The organism is Arthrobacter sp. 754, from assembly GCF_040548695.1.
In the GTDB taxonomy this organism is placed as follows: domain Bacteria; phylum Actinomycetota; class Actinomycetes; order Actinomycetales; family Micrococcaceae; genus Arthrobacter.
The window spans coordinates 196,286-213,586 of the sequence record NZ_JBEPSC010000005.1 but is presented as its reverse complement, the minus strand read 5'-3'; the positions used below and the strand labels follow the sequence as shown (position 1 = coordinate 213,586).

The 17,301-nt window shown below is 65.2% G+C and carries 15 protein-coding genes; 7 read left to right on the top strand and 8 right to left on the bottom strand.

The genetic code is table 11. From position 1 onward, the window contains the following. Positions 1 to 33: 33 nt before the first annotated feature. Genes ABIA70_RS15735 through tkt form a run of 5 tightly spaced genes read right to left on the bottom strand, consistent with a single transcriptional unit; the run spans position 34 to position 7,450 of the window. Positions 34 to 975 (bottom strand): glucose-6-phosphate dehydrogenase assembly protein OpcA, encoded by a 942-nt coding sequence (locus tag ABIA70_RS15735; protein WP_354148499.1) that lies wholly within the window; start codon positions 973 to 975, stop codon positions 34 to 36. Further along, on the bottom strand, positions 972 to 2,537 hold the full coding sequence (gene zwf, locus ABIA70_RS15730) for a glucose-6-phosphate dehydrogenase (protein ID WP_354148498.1): 1,566 nt from the start codon (positions 2,535 to 2,537) through the stop codon (positions 972 to 974). Before zwf ends, ABIA70_RS15735 begins: the two co-directional genes overlap by 4 nt. 15 nt (positions 2,538 to 2,552) lie before the next feature. Beyond that, entirely contained in the window at positions 2,553 to 4,187 is a 1,635-nt protein-coding gene (locus tag ABIA70_RS15725) for a phosphoglucose isomerase-related protein (RefSeq protein WP_354148497.1), read from the bottom strand. 6 nt (positions 4,188 to 4,193) lie between these two features. Next, positions 4,194 to 5,309, bottom strand: coding sequence for a transaldolase (gene tal / locus ABIA70_RS15720; RefSeq protein ID WP_108600556.1), 1,116 nt, complete (start codon positions 5,307 to 5,309; stop codon positions 4,194 to 4,196). Between the two features lie 23 nt (positions 5,310 to 5,332). Continuing rightward, positions 5,333 to 7,450: a transketolase gene (gene tkt / locus ABIA70_RS15715; RefSeq protein ID WP_354148701.1), complete on the bottom strand. Its 2,118-nt coding sequence runs from the start codon at positions 7,448 to 7,450 to the stop codon at positions 5,333 to 5,335. A gap of 519 nt (positions 7,451 to 7,969) precedes the next feature. On the opposite strand from tkt, the gene ABIA70_RS15710 reads away from it, so the two are divergent. Beyond that, on the top strand, positions 7,970 to 8,929 hold the full coding sequence (locus ABIA70_RS15710; RefSeq protein ID WP_354148496.1) for a heme o synthase: 960 nt from the start codon (positions 7,970 to 7,972) through the stop codon (positions 8,927 to 8,929). Between the two features lie 278 nt (positions 8,930 to 9,207). Here ABIA70_RS15710 and ABIA70_RS15705 read toward each other — a convergent pair whose 3' ends face one another. From ABIA70_RS15705 to ABIA70_RS15695, 3 genes are read right to left on the bottom strand one after another with little or no spacing between them, the layout of a single operon-like run. Continuing rightward, the gene (locus ABIA70_RS15705; RefSeq protein WP_354148495.1) at positions 9,208 to 10,152 is read right to left on the bottom strand and encodes a COX15/CtaA family protein; all 945 of its coding nucleotides are present in this window, start codon (positions 10,150 to 10,152) and stop codon (positions 9,208 to 9,210) included. A gap of 7 nt (positions 10,153 to 10,159) precedes the next feature. Beyond that, on the bottom strand, positions 10,160 to 10,960 hold the full coding sequence (locus ABIA70_RS15700) for an ABC transporter permease (protein ID WP_354148494.1): 801 nt from the start codon (positions 10,958 to 10,960) through the stop codon (positions 10,160 to 10,162). After that, positions 10,957 to 11,925 (bottom strand): ABC transporter ATP-binding protein, encoded by a 969-nt coding sequence (locus ABIA70_RS15695; RefSeq protein WP_354148493.1) that lies wholly within the window; start codon positions 11,923 to 11,925, stop codon positions 10,957 to 10,959. The genes ABIA70_RS15700 and ABIA70_RS15695 overlap by 4 nt, the downstream gene beginning before the upstream one ends. Before the next feature lie 112 nt (positions 11,926 to 12,037). Between ABIA70_RS15695 and ABIA70_RS15690 the strand changes: the two genes are divergently transcribed. The 6 genes from ABIA70_RS15690 (at position 12,038) to ABIA70_RS15665 (ending at position 17,241) form a co-directional block, all read left to right on the top strand. Beyond that, positions 12,038 to 12,871, top strand: coding sequence for a helix-turn-helix transcriptional regulator (locus ABIA70_RS15690; RefSeq protein ID WP_354148492.1), 834 nt, complete (start codon positions 12,038 to 12,040; stop codon positions 12,869 to 12,871). After that, on the top strand, positions 12,871 to 14,334 hold the full coding sequence (gene sufB / locus ABIA70_RS15685) for a Fe-S cluster assembly protein SufB (RefSeq protein WP_108599660.1): 1,464 nt from the start codon (positions 12,871 to 12,873) through the stop codon (positions 14,332 to 14,334). The genes ABIA70_RS15690 and sufB overlap by 1 nt, the downstream gene beginning before the upstream one ends. A 2-nt stretch (positions 14,335 to 14,336) precedes the next feature. After that, positions 14,337 to 15,623, top strand: coding sequence for a Fe-S cluster assembly protein SufD (sufD, locus tag ABIA70_RS15680; RefSeq protein WP_354148491.1), 1,287 nt, complete (start codon positions 14,337 to 14,339; stop codon positions 15,621 to 15,623). Between the two features lie 16 nt (positions 15,624 to 15,639). Then, the gene (locus ABIA70_RS15675; protein WP_354148490.1) at positions 15,640 to 15,999 is read left to right on the top strand and encodes a non-heme iron oxygenase ferredoxin subunit; all 360 of its coding nucleotides are present in this window, start codon (positions 15,640 to 15,642) and stop codon (positions 15,997 to 15,999) included. A 111-nt stretch (positions 16,000 to 16,110) separates the two neighbouring features. Continuing rightward, positions 16,111 to 16,896, top strand: a complete 786-nt coding sequence (gene sufC, locus ABIA70_RS15670; protein ID WP_354148489.1) for a Fe-S cluster assembly ATPase SufC — start codon at positions 16,111 to 16,113, stop codon at positions 16,894 to 16,896. A 12-nt stretch (positions 16,897 to 16,908) separates the two neighbouring features. Continuing rightward, on the top strand, positions 16,909 to 17,241 hold the full coding sequence (locus tag ABIA70_RS15665) for a metal-sulfur cluster assembly factor (protein ID WP_354148488.1): 333 nt from the start codon (positions 16,909 to 16,911) through the stop codon (positions 17,239 to 17,241). Positions 17,242 to 17,301: the final 60 nt, after the last annotated feature.

Genomic DNA, 17,301 nt, shown 5'->3' with positions numbered 1-17,301 from the left:
ACGGACGAATCGGGATGGATGCTTACTCTTGGCTCAACGCTCACTGGGTCGGACGCTCCTTAGATTGGTACGTGGCAGTCCAATAGTAATCACTTCCCCGAACACCTCGTCGGGGTCGAGGCGGCGCAGCTCTTCTGCGAGGCAGTCGCGGAGGCTGCGTCGGGGCAGGGAGATACGTTGGGCGGGCTGTCCGGGCTGCGTGAGTTCAGCAACCGAGAGCCCGGGACGGAAGAGCTGCACGTCCCCCCCGGGGCGGCTGAGCCGGACGCGGCGGATGCCGGTCCCGGCAGGGTCGGCGACGATCGTGACCGGCGCGTCCAGGGCAAGGGTGAGCCACGCCGCCAGCAGGATGGTGGACGGTGAGTCGGAGGCGCCTTCGACGGCGACGGCGGTCACCGGTGAGGGGTCCACCTGGTCCAGGACGGCGGCGAGCTGGATCCGCCAGTTGGTCAGCCGGGTCCAGGCGAGGTCGGTGTCACCGGCCTTGTAGGTTGCCCGGATGTTTTCCAGCGCTTTTTGGGGGTCCGGTTCGTTGGCGGAGTCGGTGATCCGGCGGTGCGCGATCCGCCCGACGGAGGTTTCGCACGCGTTCTCCGGCGCTCCGTGCGGCCACCAGGCCACGATCGGGGCGTCAGGGAGCAGCAGCCCAGCGACCAGGGATTCGCTTTCGTGTGCCAGTTCGCCATAGCCGCGCAGGACAATGACCTCGGACGCGCCGGCATCCCCGCCAACCCTGATCTGGGCGTCGAGCCGGTTCGGTGCCTTGGCGCCGGCGTCGGCCAGGACGATGATCCTGCAGGGGTGTTCGCGGCTGGCCTCGTTGGCCGCCTCGATCGCTTCCTCCTCGAGCCCGGAGCGGGTGACCACGACCAGGGTCAGGACCCGGCCCAGGGCGATCACGCCGCCCTGGTCACGGAGCGCCGTGATTTTCTTGGAGATCTTCGAGGTGGTGGTGTCCGGCAGGTCAACAATCATGGCCTTCTCCAGGTTCGTCCGTCGCGGGCCAGCAGCTCGTCCGCCGAGGCGGGGCCCCAGCTGCCCGGAGCATAGGGTTCGGGCTGTTTGTTCTGTTCGGCCCAGAAGTCTTCAAACGGGTCAAGGATCTTCCAGGACAGCTCCACTTCGGCGTGCCGCGGGAACAGTGGCGGCTCCCCAAGCAGAACGTCCAGGATCAGCCGCTCGTACGCCTCCGGGCTGGATTCGGTGAACGAGTGCCCGTACCCGAAGTCCATGGTCACATCCCGGACCTCCATCTGCGTGCCCGGGACCTTGGACCCGAAACGGATGGTGGCGCCCTCATCGGGCTGGACCCGGATGACCACGGCGTTCTGGCCGAAGTCGTCCTCGCCGTGGTCGCGGAAGAGCAGGTTGGGGGCGCGCTTGAAGACCACTGCGATTTCGGTCACGCGCCGGCCCAGCCGCTTGCCGGCCCGGAGGTAGAACGGCACACCGAACCAGCGGCGGGTGTTGATGTCCACCCGGATCGCCGCGAACGTCTCGGTGGTGGAATCAGCCGGGATGCCTTCTTCCTCCAGGTAGCCCTGGACCTGTTCCCCGCCCTGCCAGCCGCCGGCGAACTGCCCGCGCGCAGAATGGGTGGAGAGGTCCTCCGGGAGCTTGACCGCGGCCAGGACCTTTTCCTTCTCCGCCCGCAGGTCATCGGCGTTGAAGGAAATGGGCTCCTCCATCGCGGTCAAGGCCAGCAGCTGCAAAAGGTGGTTCTGGATCACGTCGCGGGCCGCGCCCACGCCGTCGTAATACCCTGCACGGCCACCGGTGCCGATGTCCTCGGCCATGGTGATCTGGACATGGTCCACATAGTTCGCGTTCCACAACGGTTCGAACAGCTGGTTCGCGAACCGCAAAGCCAGGATGTTCTGGACCGTTTCCTTGCCCAGGTAGTGGTCGATCCGGAACACCGCGTCTGCCGGGAACACCGACTCGACGATGTCGTTCAGCTGCCGGGCCGACTCCAGGTCATGGCCGAACGGCTTCTCGATCACCACCCGCCGCCACTTGTCCCCGTCAGCCTGCGCCAGGCCGTGCTTGGACAGCTGCCGGCAGACCTGCTCAAAAGCCTTCGGCGGGATGGAGAGGTAGAACGCATGGTTCCCGCGGGTACCACGGGTCTCATCGAGTTCCCCGGTGACCTCACCCAGCCGCTCGAACGCGTCGTCGTCGTCGAAACCGCCCTGCACAAAACGGATACCCTCGGCGAGCTGGTTCCACACCGCCTCGTCAAACGCGGTCCGCGAGTAGGCCTTCACCGACGACTTAACCTCGGCGGCGAAATCAGCGTCGCTCCAGTCCCTCCGGCCAAATCCCACCAACGCGAAACTCGGCGGCAGCAACCCCCGGTTCGCCAGGTCATACACCGCCGGCAAGAGCTTCTTACGGGCGAGGTCACCGGTCACTCCAAAGAGCACCAACGAGGACGGACCGGCAATCCGGTTCAGACGGCGGTCACGCGGATCCCGAAGCGGATTGCGCCCTGACCTGGAACGCGCGGACCTGTTGCCGTATTCGGTTTCTGGCATGGCTGTTGTTGTGCCTTAGCTTTCAGTGACGGAGGCTGAGCGTGCGGCAAGCGCTGCGATGATTTCCTGCAGCTGGGCCGCGCCGGCCGCGCGATCGGTCAGGTGCAGACGCAGGACGGGGCGGCCGTGGCCGGCCAGGACCTGGGCGTCGCCCGCAGCCTGCGCGGAAATCAGTTCCCCGAAGGTGAAGGGACGGTCCGGGATGGCCAGGTCCTCGGCGGGAGCCGCGGTGACCTGGAGGAACACGCCGATAGCGGGGCCGCCCTTGTGGAACTGTCCGGTGGAGTGCAGGAACCGCGGTCCCCAGCCGAACGTGACCGGGCGGCCACTGACGGCGGCGAGTTCGTCTCGGATGCCTTCCAGCTGCGCGAACGCCAGCCGGTCGAAGTAAGCCTGGACACTGAGGTAGCTGTCGTCGTCGAGCGTGCCGAGGAGGGCTCCGATGGCTTCCTCCGCGGTGGCTGCGCCACGGAGCCAGTCCCCGCCCCGGACCTCAATGGCGCCGTCAACGAACGCGGCGGGCGTGGGTTCGGGCTGGGCGTCCAGGAGACCCCGGGCGGCTATCTTGGCGGCCTCCACGTCCGGCTGGTCGAAGGGGTTGATGCCCAGCAGGCGGCCGGCGACGGCGGTGGCAAATTCCCACACCATCATCTGGGTGGCCAGGCCGCCGGCGATCGCCACTTCGTTCTCACCGAGCTCGACGTCGGCATCTGCGGCTACCAGCCGCACCACCAGGACATCGGCTGCACCGGAGGTGACCTCCGGCGAGTTCGGACCTGCGACGACAGGCAGGACGCCGGTGCCGAGCTTTCCGGTGGATTCGGCGATGAGCTGCTCGGCCCAGTCAGCGAAGCCCACAATGCCGGAACCGTCCTCGGCGATGACAATCTTGTTCCGCAGCGGGCTGGTGCCGCCCAGGGCAGTTCCAAGGGCCAGCCCGATGTTCTCGGCGGCGTCCTCGTTCAGGACCTCGGCAGCTTCCTCAGCCTCGTCCAGGAAGGCCTGGATGTCCACGCCGGCCAGGCCCGAGGGGACCAGGCCGAACGCTGTCAGCGCTGAATAGCGGCCGCCCACGTTGGGGTCTGCGTTGAAGACGGCACGGTAGCCGGCTTCGCGGGATGCTTTGTCCAACGGGGAGCCCGGATCGGTCACGATAATGATCCGGCTCTTTGCATCGAGCCCAGCCTCGTTGAAGGCGTGTTCGAAGATCCTGCGCTGCGAGTCGGTTTCCAGGGTGGAACCGGACTTGGAGGAGACCACAATCGCGGTCTCGGCCAGCCGGTCCGCAAGGGCAGCACGGACCTGGTCGGGGTCCGTGCTGTCCAGAACAGTCAGCTCGACGCCGGCGGTGCCGGCGATGACCTCAGGAGCGAGGGAAGATCCGCCCATGCCGCAAAGCACGATCCGGGTGACGCCTTCTGCCTTCAGGGCGTCGCGGAGCTCAAGGATGTCCGCAACCAGGGGCTGGGAGACGGTGGCCGCCTCAACCCAGCCGAGGCGTACTGCCGACTCGGCTTCGGCGTCGGGACCCCACAGTGTGTGGTCCTTGGCGAAGATCCGGGTGGCAACGCGGTCCTCGACCAGGGCGGGGAGGTGCTGCTCGAGTGCCTGCTGTGCGGCACCGGTGGCGTCGTAGCTGAGTGTGCTCATAAGGGGTTAGGAAGCCTTCCGTGCGGCGGCGAGTGCACCTTCGACGTCGGCCAGCAGTTCCTTCCAGCTGGCCACGAACTTGTCGAGGCCTTCGGATTCGAGGAGCGCGACGACCTCGTTGTAGGAAATGCCCAGCTTCTCGAGGGCGTCCAGAGTGGCGTTGGCGTCGGCATACGTGCCGGTGACGGTATCGCCGGTGACCACGCCGTGGTCGAAGGTGGCGTCCAGGGTCTTCTCCGGCATGGTGTTGACCACGCCGGGGGCAACGAGCTCCGTGACGTAAAGGGTGTCCGGGTAGGCCGGATCCTTGACGCCGGTCGATGCCCACAGCGGGCGCTGGGGGAGTGCGCCGGCCTCGGCCAGCAGTGCCCAGCGCTCCGTGGAAAAGAGTTCTTCGTACACCTGGTAGGCCAGGCGGGCGTTTGCGACGCCGGCCTTGCCCTTGAGTGCCTTGGCCTCGTCGGTGCCGAGGGCATCGAGGCGCTTGTCGATTTCGGAGTCAACGCGGGAGACGAAGAACGACGCGACCGAGTGGATTTTGGAGAGGTCGTGGCCGTTCTCCTTGGCCTGCTCCAGGCCGGACTGGAACGCGTTGATGACGGCCCGGTACCGCTCCAGCGAGAAGATCAGGGTCACATTGACGCTGATGCCCTCGGCCAGGGTGGCGGTGATCGCTTCCAGGCCTTCGAGGGTTGCCGGGATCTTGATGTGGACGTTGTCCTTGTTGACCTTCTTGTACAGGTGCTTGGCCTCGGCGATGGTGCCGGCAGTGTCCCAGGCAAGGCGCGGGTCAACTTCGATGGACACGCGGCCGTCGACGCCCTTGGTCGCTGCGGCAACCGGTGCGAAGAGGTCGCAGGCATCGGCCACGTCCGTGGTGGTGATTTCGAAGATGGTGTCCTCGACGCTGGCGCCGGCAGCGGCCTGCGCCGCGATGGTGGCGTCGTAGTCCGTGCCTGCCGTGATGGCGGCGTGGAAGATGGACGGGTTGGTGGTGACACCAACAACGTTCTTCTCTTCGATGAGCTTGCGCAGGGTCCCGGTCTCGAGGCGGCTGCGGGAAAGGTCGTCAAGCCAGATGGACACTCCGGCGTCGGAAAGCTGCTGAGTAGGCGTAGTCATTTTTATATCTCCTGGAATCTGTTTCAGGCCTGGAGGCCAGCGAGGGAGTCCTTGGCTGCGGAGGCAACGGCCTCCGCGGTGATGCCGAACTCCTGGAAAAGGCGCTTGTAGTCAGCGGAAGCGCCGTAGTGCTCGAGTGAGACGGAACGGCCGGCGTCGCCGACGAATTCGCGCCAGCCGAGGGCCAGGCCGGCTTCGACCGATACCCGGGCTTTGACGGCGGCCGGGAGGACGGATTCGCGGTAGGCGGCGTCCTGCTTGTTGAACCACTCAACACACGGCATCGAGACAACGCGTGCCGCGATGCCGTCAGCCTGGAGGGCTTCGCGGGCCTGGACGGCCAGCTGGACCTCGGAACCGGTGCCGATCAGGATGACGTCGGCCGGTACGGTGGCGCCATCCTTGGAGGCTTCGGCCAGAACGTAGCCGCCCTTGGCGACGCCGGCAACGGAACCGAACGTGTCGCCGTCGGCCGTTCCCTCACCACGGGCGTAGGTGGGGATGTTCTGGCGGGTGAGCACGATGCCGGCCGGGTTCTCGTGGTTCTCCAGCATGGTCTTCCATGCTGCAGCGACTTCGTTGGCATCGCCGGGGCGGACAACGTCCAGTCCCACGATGGCGCGGAGCGAGGCGAGCTGCTCCACCGGCTGGTGGGTGGGGCCGTCTTCACCGAGGCCGATGGAGTCGTGCGTCCACACGTAGAGCGACGGGACACCCATGAGGGCGCCGAGGCGGATGGCGGGCCGCTGGTAGTCACTGAAGATCAGGAACGTGCCGGAGAACGCGCGGGTCCGTCCGTGCAGGGAGATGCCGTTCACGATCGACGCCGCAGCGTGCTCGCGGATGCCGAAGTGCAGGACGCGGCCGTAGGGGTTGCCGGACCATGCGTCAGTCTGCTTGGAGGCAGGAACGAACGACGGCGAGCCTTCAATGGTGGTGTTGTTGGACTCTGCGAGGTCCGCTGAACCGCCCCAGAGTTCGGGCATGACCGGACCGAGTGCGTTGAGCACCTTGCCGGAGGCCGCCCGGGTGGAGACGTCCTTGCCGGCCGGGAAGACCGGAAGGGCTGCGTCCACGCCTTCTGGCAGTTCCTTGGACTCGACGCGCTCCAGGAGGGAGGCGCCTTCCGGGTTGGCTGCCTGCCAGGCGTTGAAGGACTCTTCCCATTCCTTGTGGGCCGCGGCGCCGCGGTCGACCACGGAGCGGGCGTGGGCCAGGACTTCCTGGTCAACGTCGAAGGACTTGGCCGGATCGAAGCCGAGGACCTCCTTGAGCGCTGCAACCTCTTCGGCGCCCAGGGCTGAGCCGTGGATCTTGCCGGTGTTCTGCTTCTTCGGAGCCGGGTAGCCGATGATGGTGCGCAGCGACACGATGGAGGGCTTTGACGTCTCGGCCTTAGCGGCCACCAGGGCTGAGTACAGCTCCTGGACGTCTTCCTTGTATTCGCCCGTTTTGGTCCAGTCCACGCGCTGGGTATGCCAGCCGTAGGCCTCGTAGCGCTTGAGGACATCTTCGGTGAAGGAGATGTCGGTGTCGTCCTCGATGGAGATGTGGTTCTCGTCGTAGATGACCACGAGGTTGCCCAATTCCTGGTGGCCGGCAAGCGAGGAGGCCTCGGCCGTGACACCTTCCTGGAGGTCGCCGTCGGAGGCAATGACCCAGATGGTGTGGTCGAACGGGCTCTCGCCGGCGGCAGCATCGGCGTCGAACAGGCCGCGCATGCGGCGCTGGGAGTACGCGAAGCCGACCGAGGACGCCAGGCCCTGGCCGAGCGGGCCGGTGGTGATCTCCACGCCGGCGGTGTGCTTGTATTCCGGGTGGCCCGGGGTCAGGGAATTCCAGGTACGGAGGGCTTCAAGGTCCTTTAGTTCCAGGCCGTAGCCGGAGAGGAACAGCTGAATGTAGAGGGTCAGGGAGGTGTGGCCCGGAGACAGGACGAAACGGTCGCGGCCCAGCCAGTCCGGGTTACGCGGATCGTGCCGCATGAGCTTCTGGAAGAGAAGGTATGCAGCCGGGGCCAGACTCATGGCCGTTCCGGGGTGGCCGTTACCGACCTTCTCCACGGCGTCTGCGGCCAGAACGCGGATGGTGTCCACCGCGCGCTGGTCCAAGCTGGTCCATGACAGTTCTTGCTCTTCCAAATGTGGCACGAAAACCGGGCCCCTCTCTGTGCTGACGGTGGGCTGCACACGGGATCCGGTCCCGGGGCACGCTGTGGTGCCCGCTGCGGTGTGTACCAGCCGTTCACCATCGAAACGTTTGATCTATCACTCAGGCACCGGCGTCGGGAATGCGTTTTCCGATGCATTCCCCGCTGTGTGCTGATCTGGTGACAGCTTAGCTCGATTCCACTCTCCGGTCAGCGCAAATCTCACGTAGTGGACGCAATTTCCCCTTATGTGAATAAGCATTCCGTGAGGTTGAGTTAATCTGCTCGAATCAGCGTTCGAGCAATCATCTGGGCCTATCAGGCGCCCGTGGCGGTGAACCCGGCACGGTATGATATTCGAAGGCTTGGGCCGGAAACCGCACGTCCGCGAGGACTTTCGGAGACATCCGGCCGCTGCGCGAACCCGGCCATGGTGAATCCGTGAAATGCCTGGCATAGCGCCTGCACCATACAGCTGTACAGCCAGACAGAGAATTACCAACCAGAACGGGTGACTGCCACCGTGAGCACAACTGATACGCCGCTTAACGCTTCCCGCACCGGCGGGGGAGCCGGGATTGCCCGCAAGGCAAAGGCGTATCTCGCCCTCACCAAGCCCCGGGTCATCGAGCTGCTGCTGGTCAGTACCCTGCCGACCATGATCTATGCGGAGCGGGGATTCCCCTCCATCGGGCTGATCCTTGCCACGCTGGTGGGCGGCGCCTTCGCGGCGGGCAGCGCCGGCGCCTTCAACTGCTACATAGACCGCGACATCGACAAACTGATGCACCGCACCGAGAAGCGTCCCCTCGTCACCGGCGAGGTGACACCCCGTGAGGCCCTGATCTTCTCGTGGCTGCTGGGCGCGGCCGCCATCGTCATCCTCTGGTTCGGCGCTAACCCGCTGTCCGCGTGGCTCGGATTCGGTGCCATCTTCTTCTATGTGGTCATCTACTCGATCATCCTCAAGCGCCGCACGGCGCAGAACATTGTGTGGGGCGGGGCCGCTGGCTGCTTCCCGGTGCTGATTGCGTGGGCCGCGGTCACCAACACCGTTGAGTGGCCGGCCGTCATCCTGTTCATGGTCATCTTCCTCTGGACGCCCCCGCACTACTGGCCCCTGTCCATGCGCTACGGCGAGGACTACCGCAAGGCCAACGTCCCCATGCTCGGCGCCATTGCCGGCGCCAAGGTGGTTTCCGTCCAAGTGGTCCTTTACGCCTGGGCCATGGTGGCGTGCTCGCTGCTGATGGTCCCCGCGGGCGGCGCCGGCTGGGTGTACACGGTCACCGCGGTCCTCGCCGGAGCCTGGTTCCTCTACGAATCCCACGGCCTGTACAACCGGGCACAGCGCGAGGACATCCAGGACAAGGGAGCGATGAAGGTCTTCCACGGCTCCATCAGCTACCTGACCCTGCTGTTCATCGCCCTCGCCGTGGATCCGTTCGTCGGGTCCGCCATTATCGGCTAAGACGCTCTGGCACTTCCTGCACGTTATTCCCGGACGCTCTTGCACTACCCGTGGGAAATCCGGAAACCCTCTTGCACTGTTCAGGTGCAGGAGGGTTTTCCTTTTTGTTGCAGGACCTGCCAATGCGTCGCAGGAAAAGCCGCAGGATGTGCCAGAGCGTCGCAAGAAACGTTGCAGGATGTGCCAGAGCGTGCGGTTAACTGAAGGCGCCCCGGTTCGTCGTGAACCGGGGCGCCTGTCGTCAAGCGGCATGTCAGCGCAACACTGAAAGGGCGGGACTACTTCTGCGGGCTGGAACGCGCGACGTCGGCGGCGTTTGTCGCTGCGCTCATCAGCAGTGCCGCGCCAAGCATGTGCGCACCCACCAACAATGCGGGAATGCCGTTGTAATACTGCGTGAAGCCGATAACGCCCTGAAGGAGGGTGACGGCAAGCAGCAGCAAAGCGGCGGTCCGGAAAGGCCCGGTAATCCTGCGGCTGAAAACGAGCACGAGCGCGAATAGCGTCCCGGCGGTGATCAGGTAGGCAGGCACTGCATGGATGTGTGAGAACAGGTCCCAGTCGAGGTCGTTGCGGGGCGCATCGGCATCCCCGGCGTGCGGGCCTGCGCCCGTGACCACCACTCCGAGCATCACCGCCACTGCGGAGAAAAGCGCGACGGCGGCCGCCACCGGGCGCAGGACGGCGGGCAAGGCGGGGAGCCGGAGGGTTGCGTAGCGGCCGGTCCTGCCGAAGGCACGGTTGATCAGGAGGGTGGCTATGACCACCAGCGCCATGGAGACCAGGAAGTGCAGTCCCACCACCCAGGGATTGAGGTTGGTGAGGACCGTGATCCCGCCGATGACGGCCTGGGCCGGGATGCTGGCCAGCAGCCCCAGTGCCAGCAGGAAGAGATCTTTGCGTTCCTTCCGCAGGTTCCACAGGTAGACGAGCATCAGCACGGCAACGGCGGCCAGTGCGAAGGTCAGAAGGCGGTTACCGAATTCGATGAACCCGTGGATCCCCATTTCAGGCGTATTCACCAGAGAGCCGTCGGTACAGCGCGGCCAGGTGGGGCAGCCAAGGCCGGATGACGTCAGCCGGACAGCGCCACCGGTAACCACCAACAGCGTCTGGCCGACGAGGGATGCCACCGCAAGGCGGCGGACCCGGGCGTCAACAGTGCGGGGAAGCCTCGCGATGAGGCTGCCTGCGATCTGGGGAAGGCGTGAAGCCGTGCTCACGTATATCTCAATTCCACTTGAACCAACGGATGGCTGCTGCACCGGCAAGAACTGTCCAGGCCAGCAGGATAAAGGCGGCACCCATATCAACGGTGCCGAAGAGGAAGGCCCCGCGCAAGGACTCCCCGAGTGCGCCGGAAGGCAAATAGTGCACAATTCCCTGCGCGGGCCCCGGCAGCCGTTCGGCCGGGATGACGATGCCGCCCAACGCGCCCAGCAGGATCCACAACAGGTTGGTAATGGCGAGGGTTGCTTCGGGGCGGACCGTACCTGCCACCAGCAGCCCCAAAGCAGTGAAGGCAGCCGCGCCAAGGACCAGCAGGGACAATCCCGGGAGCCATCCGGCGGCGGGCGGCTGCCAACCCAGGGGCAGCGCCACCAGGGTCACCACCACCACCTGCAGGCAGAGGACAACCAGGACAGCCAACACCTTGCCGGCTATGAGGCCCACGCGGCCCAGGGGAGTGGTGGACAGAAAACGGAGAACACCGTAGCGCCGGTCAAAGCCCGTAGCGATTCCCTGGCCGGTAAACGCGGTGGACATCGCGCACAGAGCCAGGATGCCGGGCACAGCCACGTCCACACGGCTTGCCCCGAGGCCGTCCAGGAAGGGAGTCACCGTCAGGCCCACCAGGGCGAGGAGCGGGAGGACGACGGCCAGAATCAGCTGTTCGCCGTTCCTGAGCATCGCCAGGGACTCGTAGCGTCCCTGCAGCAAAATGCGACGCGCCAGGGAAGCCGGCGCCTGGGAGGCGGGCGTCCCTGGGGCCGAGGTGCCGGCCGAGGCCGGGTACGGCGCCTTGGTCATTTGGTGTCCTTTCCTGAGACGTCGAGGAAAACATCCTCCAGGCTTCGGGCCTGCAGGCTCAGGGAGCCGGGCATGATGTTGTGGGCTGCCCACCACGACGCCAACGCGGCAAGATCGGGTGGGCCCAGAGGGCCCGAGGCAATGTAACTGCCTGCCCGTGTCTCGGTGATCTTGATGTTTGCCGGCAGCACTCCGGCGAGGTCGAGCCCCGCGGGTGCCTCGAAAACGAGGGTGCGGACGTGCTCCATGCCCTCTTCGACCACCGGGTCCCGCTGGAGCAACTGGGGAACAGTGCCCTCCGCGACGTTCCTGCCGGCGTCGATGATGTAAACGTAGTCTGCCAGCCGCTGGGCGTCGTCCATCAGGTGGGTGGTCAGGATGATCCCCATCCCGGCGTTCCGCAGTTCTCCGATCAGGTCAAAGACCAGTTGGCGCGACTGTGGGTCCAGGCCTGCGCTGGGCTCATCGAGGAAGAGCACCTCGGGGTTCCCGATCAAGGCCGCCGCCAACGCCAGCCGCTGCTTCTGTCCGCCGGAGAGCCGGCGCACCGAGGTCCTGCTGAAGCCGTCTATGCCGAGCCGCCCGACCAGGTCATCGACGGAACGCGGTTTCGCGTACATTCCGGCGACGTGCCGCAGCAGCGGAATGGGACGGGCCGACGGCGGGAGCCCGCCGTCCTGAAGCATCACGCCCACGCGCGCCCGCAGCCCCGCGCCTGCCTGGGAGGGGTCGTGGCCCAGCAGCGATATGTTTCCTCCGGTACGCTTCTGCAAGCCCTGGGCGCACTCGATGGTGGTTGTTTTTCCCGCTCCGTTGGCACCCAGGAGGGCTGTGACCTGGCCGCGTTCGGCGACAAGGGAAACGCCGCTCACCACCCGGAGCATCTTGCCGTCCAGGCTGGCCAGCGGACCAACATCCTTAATGAGCCCGCTGATGGTCAGAACCGGGGATTCGGGGGATCGCACCCCAGCATTCTACGGGATGTAGTAACAGGAGGAGGCTGGACTCCGGCCGCAGGTCAGCCTCCCCTTACTGGAAGGGGGGAGTAAATTACGACATGATTGTGTTGTGTATTCCATGAGCAATGCTACTGCTGTGCCTTTTGCCGGGCACGGGGCGCCACGCGCCACCGCTGAGCGCGGTCACATCGCCGCCGTGCCGGTGGCTGATGCAGACGAGCGCACCCGGGACCGCGTCCTCGGCGCCGTCCTGGAACATGGCCCGGTCAGCGCCGCTGAACTCGGCGACCTCCTGGGCTTCACCCCCGCCGCCGTGCGCCGCCACCTCGACCACCTCTCGCGCAGCGGTGTCATCGAGGTCAAGCGTGTGGCAAAGGCCGGAGCCGGCGCAGGGCGCCCTGCCCGCCGTTACGTCCTGAGCTCCCAGGGGCAATCATCCCTCGGTAACGACTACCTCGATATCGCCACCCTGGCGCTTAAGCAGCTCCAGGCCGTGGCGGGCGACGAAGCAGTCCGCCAGTTCGCCGTCGACCGTTTTTCCGAGATGGAAACCCGCTACGCGCCGGAGGTCGACGAGGCCGGAACGGACATTACCGCCAGGGCGCGTGCTCTCTCCAAAGCCCTGACCAGGGACGGGTTTGTGGCCTCAGCCGCGGAGATCCAGGCCAAGGCCCCGCTGCCGGCAGCCCTCTCCAGCGTCCAGCTCTGCCAAGGGCACTGCCCCATCCAGCAGCTCGCCGCCCAGTTCCCGGTCTTCTGTGACGTCGAAACCGAAGTCTTCTCAAGGCTGGTAGGCGTCGATGTTCGCCGGCTCTCCACGCTGGCACGCGGCGGGCACGTCTGCACCACCCATATACCCACAGGCCGGCTGGCCGCCGGAGGATCAAAACTCCCCCGGACCGCCACCGCCAGCCTGGTTGAAGTAAACAACCATCAGCAAGAAAGGCCGTGATGACGGACCAACTATCAGAGAAAGCGGTAGCCGAAGACACTGTGATCTCCGAGATTCTGGAAAAGAATCCTGAGCTCCATGGCATCGGCACGTACGAGTACGGCTGGTCCGACAAGAACGACGTCGGCGCGAACGCCCGACGCGGCATCAATGACGAAGTTGTCCGGGACATCTCGGACAAAAAGAGCGAGCCCGAATGGATGCTCGACCTTCGCCTGAAGGGCCTGAAGTACTTCGACCGCAAGCCCATGCCCACCTGGGGTGCGGACCTTTCCGGCATCGACTTCGACAACATCAAGTACTTCGTCCGCTCCACGGAGAAGCAGGCCGCAACCTGGGAAGACCTGCCCGAGGACATCCGGAACACCTACGAGAAACTGGGTATCCCGGAAGCCGAGCGCAGCCGCCTGGTATCCGGTGTGGCCGCCCAGTACGAGTCCGAGGTGGTGTACCACCAGATCCGCGAGGACCTCGAACAGCAGGGCGTCATCTTCCTGGACACCGACACCGCGCTGCGTGAGCACCCGGAGATCTTCCAGGAATACTTCGGCACCGTCATTCCCGTGGGCGACAACAAGTTCGCCTCACTGAACACGGCCGTCTGGTCCGGCGGATCCTTCGTGTACGTCCCCAAGGGCGTCCACGTGGACATCCCGCTGCAGGCCTACTTCCGCATCAACACCGAGAACATGGGCCAGTTCGAGCGGACCCTGATCATCGCCGACGAGGACTCCTACGTCCACTACATCGAAGGCTGCACGGCGCCGATCTATACCTCGGATTCGCTGCACTCCGCCGTCGTGGAAATCATCGTCAAGAAGGGCGCCCGCGTCCGGTACACCACCATCCAGAACTGGTCCACCAACGTGTACAACCTGGTGACCAAGCGTGCCATCTGCGAAGAAGGCGCCACCATGGAGTGGGTTGACGGCAACATCGGCTCGAAGGTCACCATGAAGTACCCGGCCGTCTACCTGGTGGGCGAGCACGCCAAGGGCGAGACCCTGTCCATCGCCTTCGCCGGCGCCGGCCAGCACCAGGACACCGGCTCGAAGATGGTCCACATCGCTCCGAACACCAAGAGCTCCATCATCTCCAAGTCAGTTGCCCGCGGCGGCGGACGTGCTGCCTACCGCGGCCTGGTCCAGGTCCGCGAAGGTGCCAAGCACTCGGCCAACACGGTCCGCTGTGACGCGCTGCTGGTGGACACCATCAGCCGTTCGGACACCTACCCGTACATCGACATCCGCGAGGATGACGTGGTCATGGGTCACGAAGCAACCGTTTCACGGGTCAGCGAAGAGCAGCTCTTCTACCTGATGTCCCGCGGCATGCGCGAAGACGAGGCCATGGCGATGATCGTCCGCGGCTTCATCGAGCCCATCGCCCGCGAACTCCCCATGGAGTACGCACTTGAGCTGAACCGCCTGATTGAACTGCAGATGGAAGGGTCCGTCGGATAACGATGACTGAAATCACTACTGAAAAGGCCCGCATCGGCGCCCCCTCAGCCCAGCCGTTCATCAACGGCTTCACCGAAGAAGGCGAAAGCCTGTCTCCGATCAACGCGGCAGCTTCCAAGGCTCCGCTTGCCGGCGAAGCGGTCAAGCGTCACTCGCACGGCGGCGGAGTCGGCGTTCCGGACAGTTCACGCGCCGGCCGTCTGACCTCCTACAAGCTGGCGGACTTCAAGCCGCTCACCGGCATGGAAGAGGACTGGCGGTTCACTCCGCTCAAGCGTCTTCGCGGCCTCCACAGCGACGTCCTGAACGGTGCGGCACCGTCCGTCACTGTCAGCGGCCCGGAGCAGGTCACGGTGGAGACTGTGTCCCGCGACGACAAGCGCATCGGCTCCGCAGGCATCCCGGAGGACCGCGTGTCCGCCAACGCCTGGGAAAACTTCAGCGAAGCCACCGTCCTCACAATCCCGGCCGAGTTCGAAGCCGCGGCCGAGATCACGGTGCTCATCACCGGCCAGGACACTGCGGCAGCCGCCCAGCACCTGGTGATCGTGGCGCAGAAGTTCTCCAAGTCCGTGGTGGTCCTTGACCACCAGGGCTCGGCTGTTGTCTCGGAAAACATCGAGATTGTTGTCGAAGACGGTGCCGACCTGACGGTGGTCTCGCTCCAGGAATGGAACGACGACGCCGTTCACGCCTCCTCCCAGCAGGCGAAGATCGGCCGCGACGCCAAGCTCAAGCACGTCGTTGTCAGCCTCGGCGGGGACCTGGTCCGCGTCACGCCGTCCGCACGTTTCACCGCACCGGGCGGCGAAGCGGAAATGTTCGGCCTGTACTTCGCCGACGCCGGCCAGCACCTGGAACAGCGCCTGTTCGTTGACCACGCCGTGGCCAACTGCACCTCCAACGTCCTGTACAAGGGCGCACTGCAGGGCCGCAATGCCCACGCGGTGTGGGTGGGCGACGTCCTGATCCGCAAGGAAGCCGAAGGCACCGACAGCTACGAGGCCAACCGCAACCTGCTGCTCACGGACGGTGCCCGCGCGGACTCCGTGCCCAACCTGGAGATTGAAACCGGCCTCATCAAGGGAGCCGGGCACGCCAGCGCCACCGGCCGCCTGGATGACCAGCACCTGTTTTACCTGATGGCACGCGGCATTCCGGAAGACGTTGCCCGCCGCTTGGTGGTCCGTGGCTTCCTGCACGAGATCATCCAGCAGATCAAGGTTCCCGCCCTCGAAGAGCGGCTGACCGACGCTGTTGAGCGCGAACTCGCCGTGACGAACAACTAGACGGCACGGGAAACAGATGACTGACCAGCCAAAGGGCGAATTTGTCTGCAAGACGGATGAAATCCAGCTCAAGCAGGCGCTGCGGATCCTGATCGATGACTACCCCGTAGCCATCGTCAAGGACTCCATGGGAGAGATCCACGCCATCGGGGACACCTGCTCGCACGCGGACATCTCATTGTCCGAGGGCGAAGTTGAAGGCTGCATGATCGAATGCTGGGGCCACGGCTCCCAGTTCGATCTGCGCAGCGGTGAGCCGCTCCAGCTTCCGGCCTACGATCCCGTTCCGGTGTTCGCCGTCGAAATACGCGGTGACGAGGTCTACGTGGACTTCACGAACGTCCTCAACGGAGCCGAAGCCCCGAACTTCAGCTAGCAGCATCACCCCGCCAGCCGGAGAACACCCCGGCACACAGCAACAGAACCAAACTTCCAGATACAGACCGCACCGCAGCCGGAGGGCACGGTGCAGAGGAGAACAAGACCTATGTCTACTCTTGAGATCAAGGACCTGCACGTCAGCATTGACACGGAGCAGGGCACCAAGGAGATCCTGAAGGGCGTCAGCCTGACCATCAAGACCGGTCAGACCCACGCCATCATGGGCCCCAACGGTTCGGGCAAGTCCACCCTGGCATCCACCATTGCCGGCCACCCGCGCTACAAGGTCACCAGCGGAACCATCACGCTCGACGGCGAAGATGTCCTCGCGATGAGCGTTGACGAGCGCGCCCGCGCCGGTGTCTTCCTGGCCATGCAGTACCCCGTCGAGGTTCCCGGCGTCTCCATGACCAACTTCCTGCGGACCGCGAAGACCGCCATTGACGGCGAAGCACCCAAGCTGCGCACCTGGACCAAGGAAGTCAAGGACGCCATGGCGCAGCTGCGCATCGACGCCGACTTCGCCCAGCGCAACGTCAACGAAGGCTTCTCCGGCGGCGAGAAGAAGCGGGTGGAGATCCTCCAGCTGGAACTCTTCAAGCCGAAGTTCGCCATCCTGGACGAAACCGATTCAGGCCTGGACGTTGACGCCCTGAAGGTTGTCTCCGAAGGCGTGAACCGCGCCCACTCCGAAGGCAACATGGGCACGCTGCTCATCACGCACTACACGCGCATCCTGCGCTACATCAAGCCTGACTTCGTCCACGTCTTCGTTGACGGCCAGGTTGTTGAAGAAGGCGGCCCGGAGCTCGCGGACCGCCTCGAAGAAGAAGGCTACGACCGCTACGCCACCGGCGCCGGCGCAGCCACCATCGCCGCCGCACAGGCCTAGTAAGGACTTGCCATGACCGAAATCAAAGCGGCCCGCACGGGCCTCGAAGATGTCGAAGAGGCACTGAAGGACGTCATCGACCCCGAGCTCGGCGTGAACATCGTCGACCTGGGGCTCCTGTACGGCCTCAAATACTCCGACGACGACGGCGCCCTGCTGATCGACATGACGCTCACCACGGCCGCCTGCCCGCTCACCGATGTCATCGAGGAGCAGGTAGGCAAGGCCCTGGATGGCATTGTGGATGAATGGCGCCTGAACTGGGTCTGGATGCCGCCGTGGGGGCCGGAACGGATCACCGATGACGGCAAGGACCAGATGCGGGCCCTCGGCTTCAACATCTGATTCCCGCCCCGCCGGGAGTACACCCATTACGACGACGGCCGGTTACCTTCCCCGCGAAGG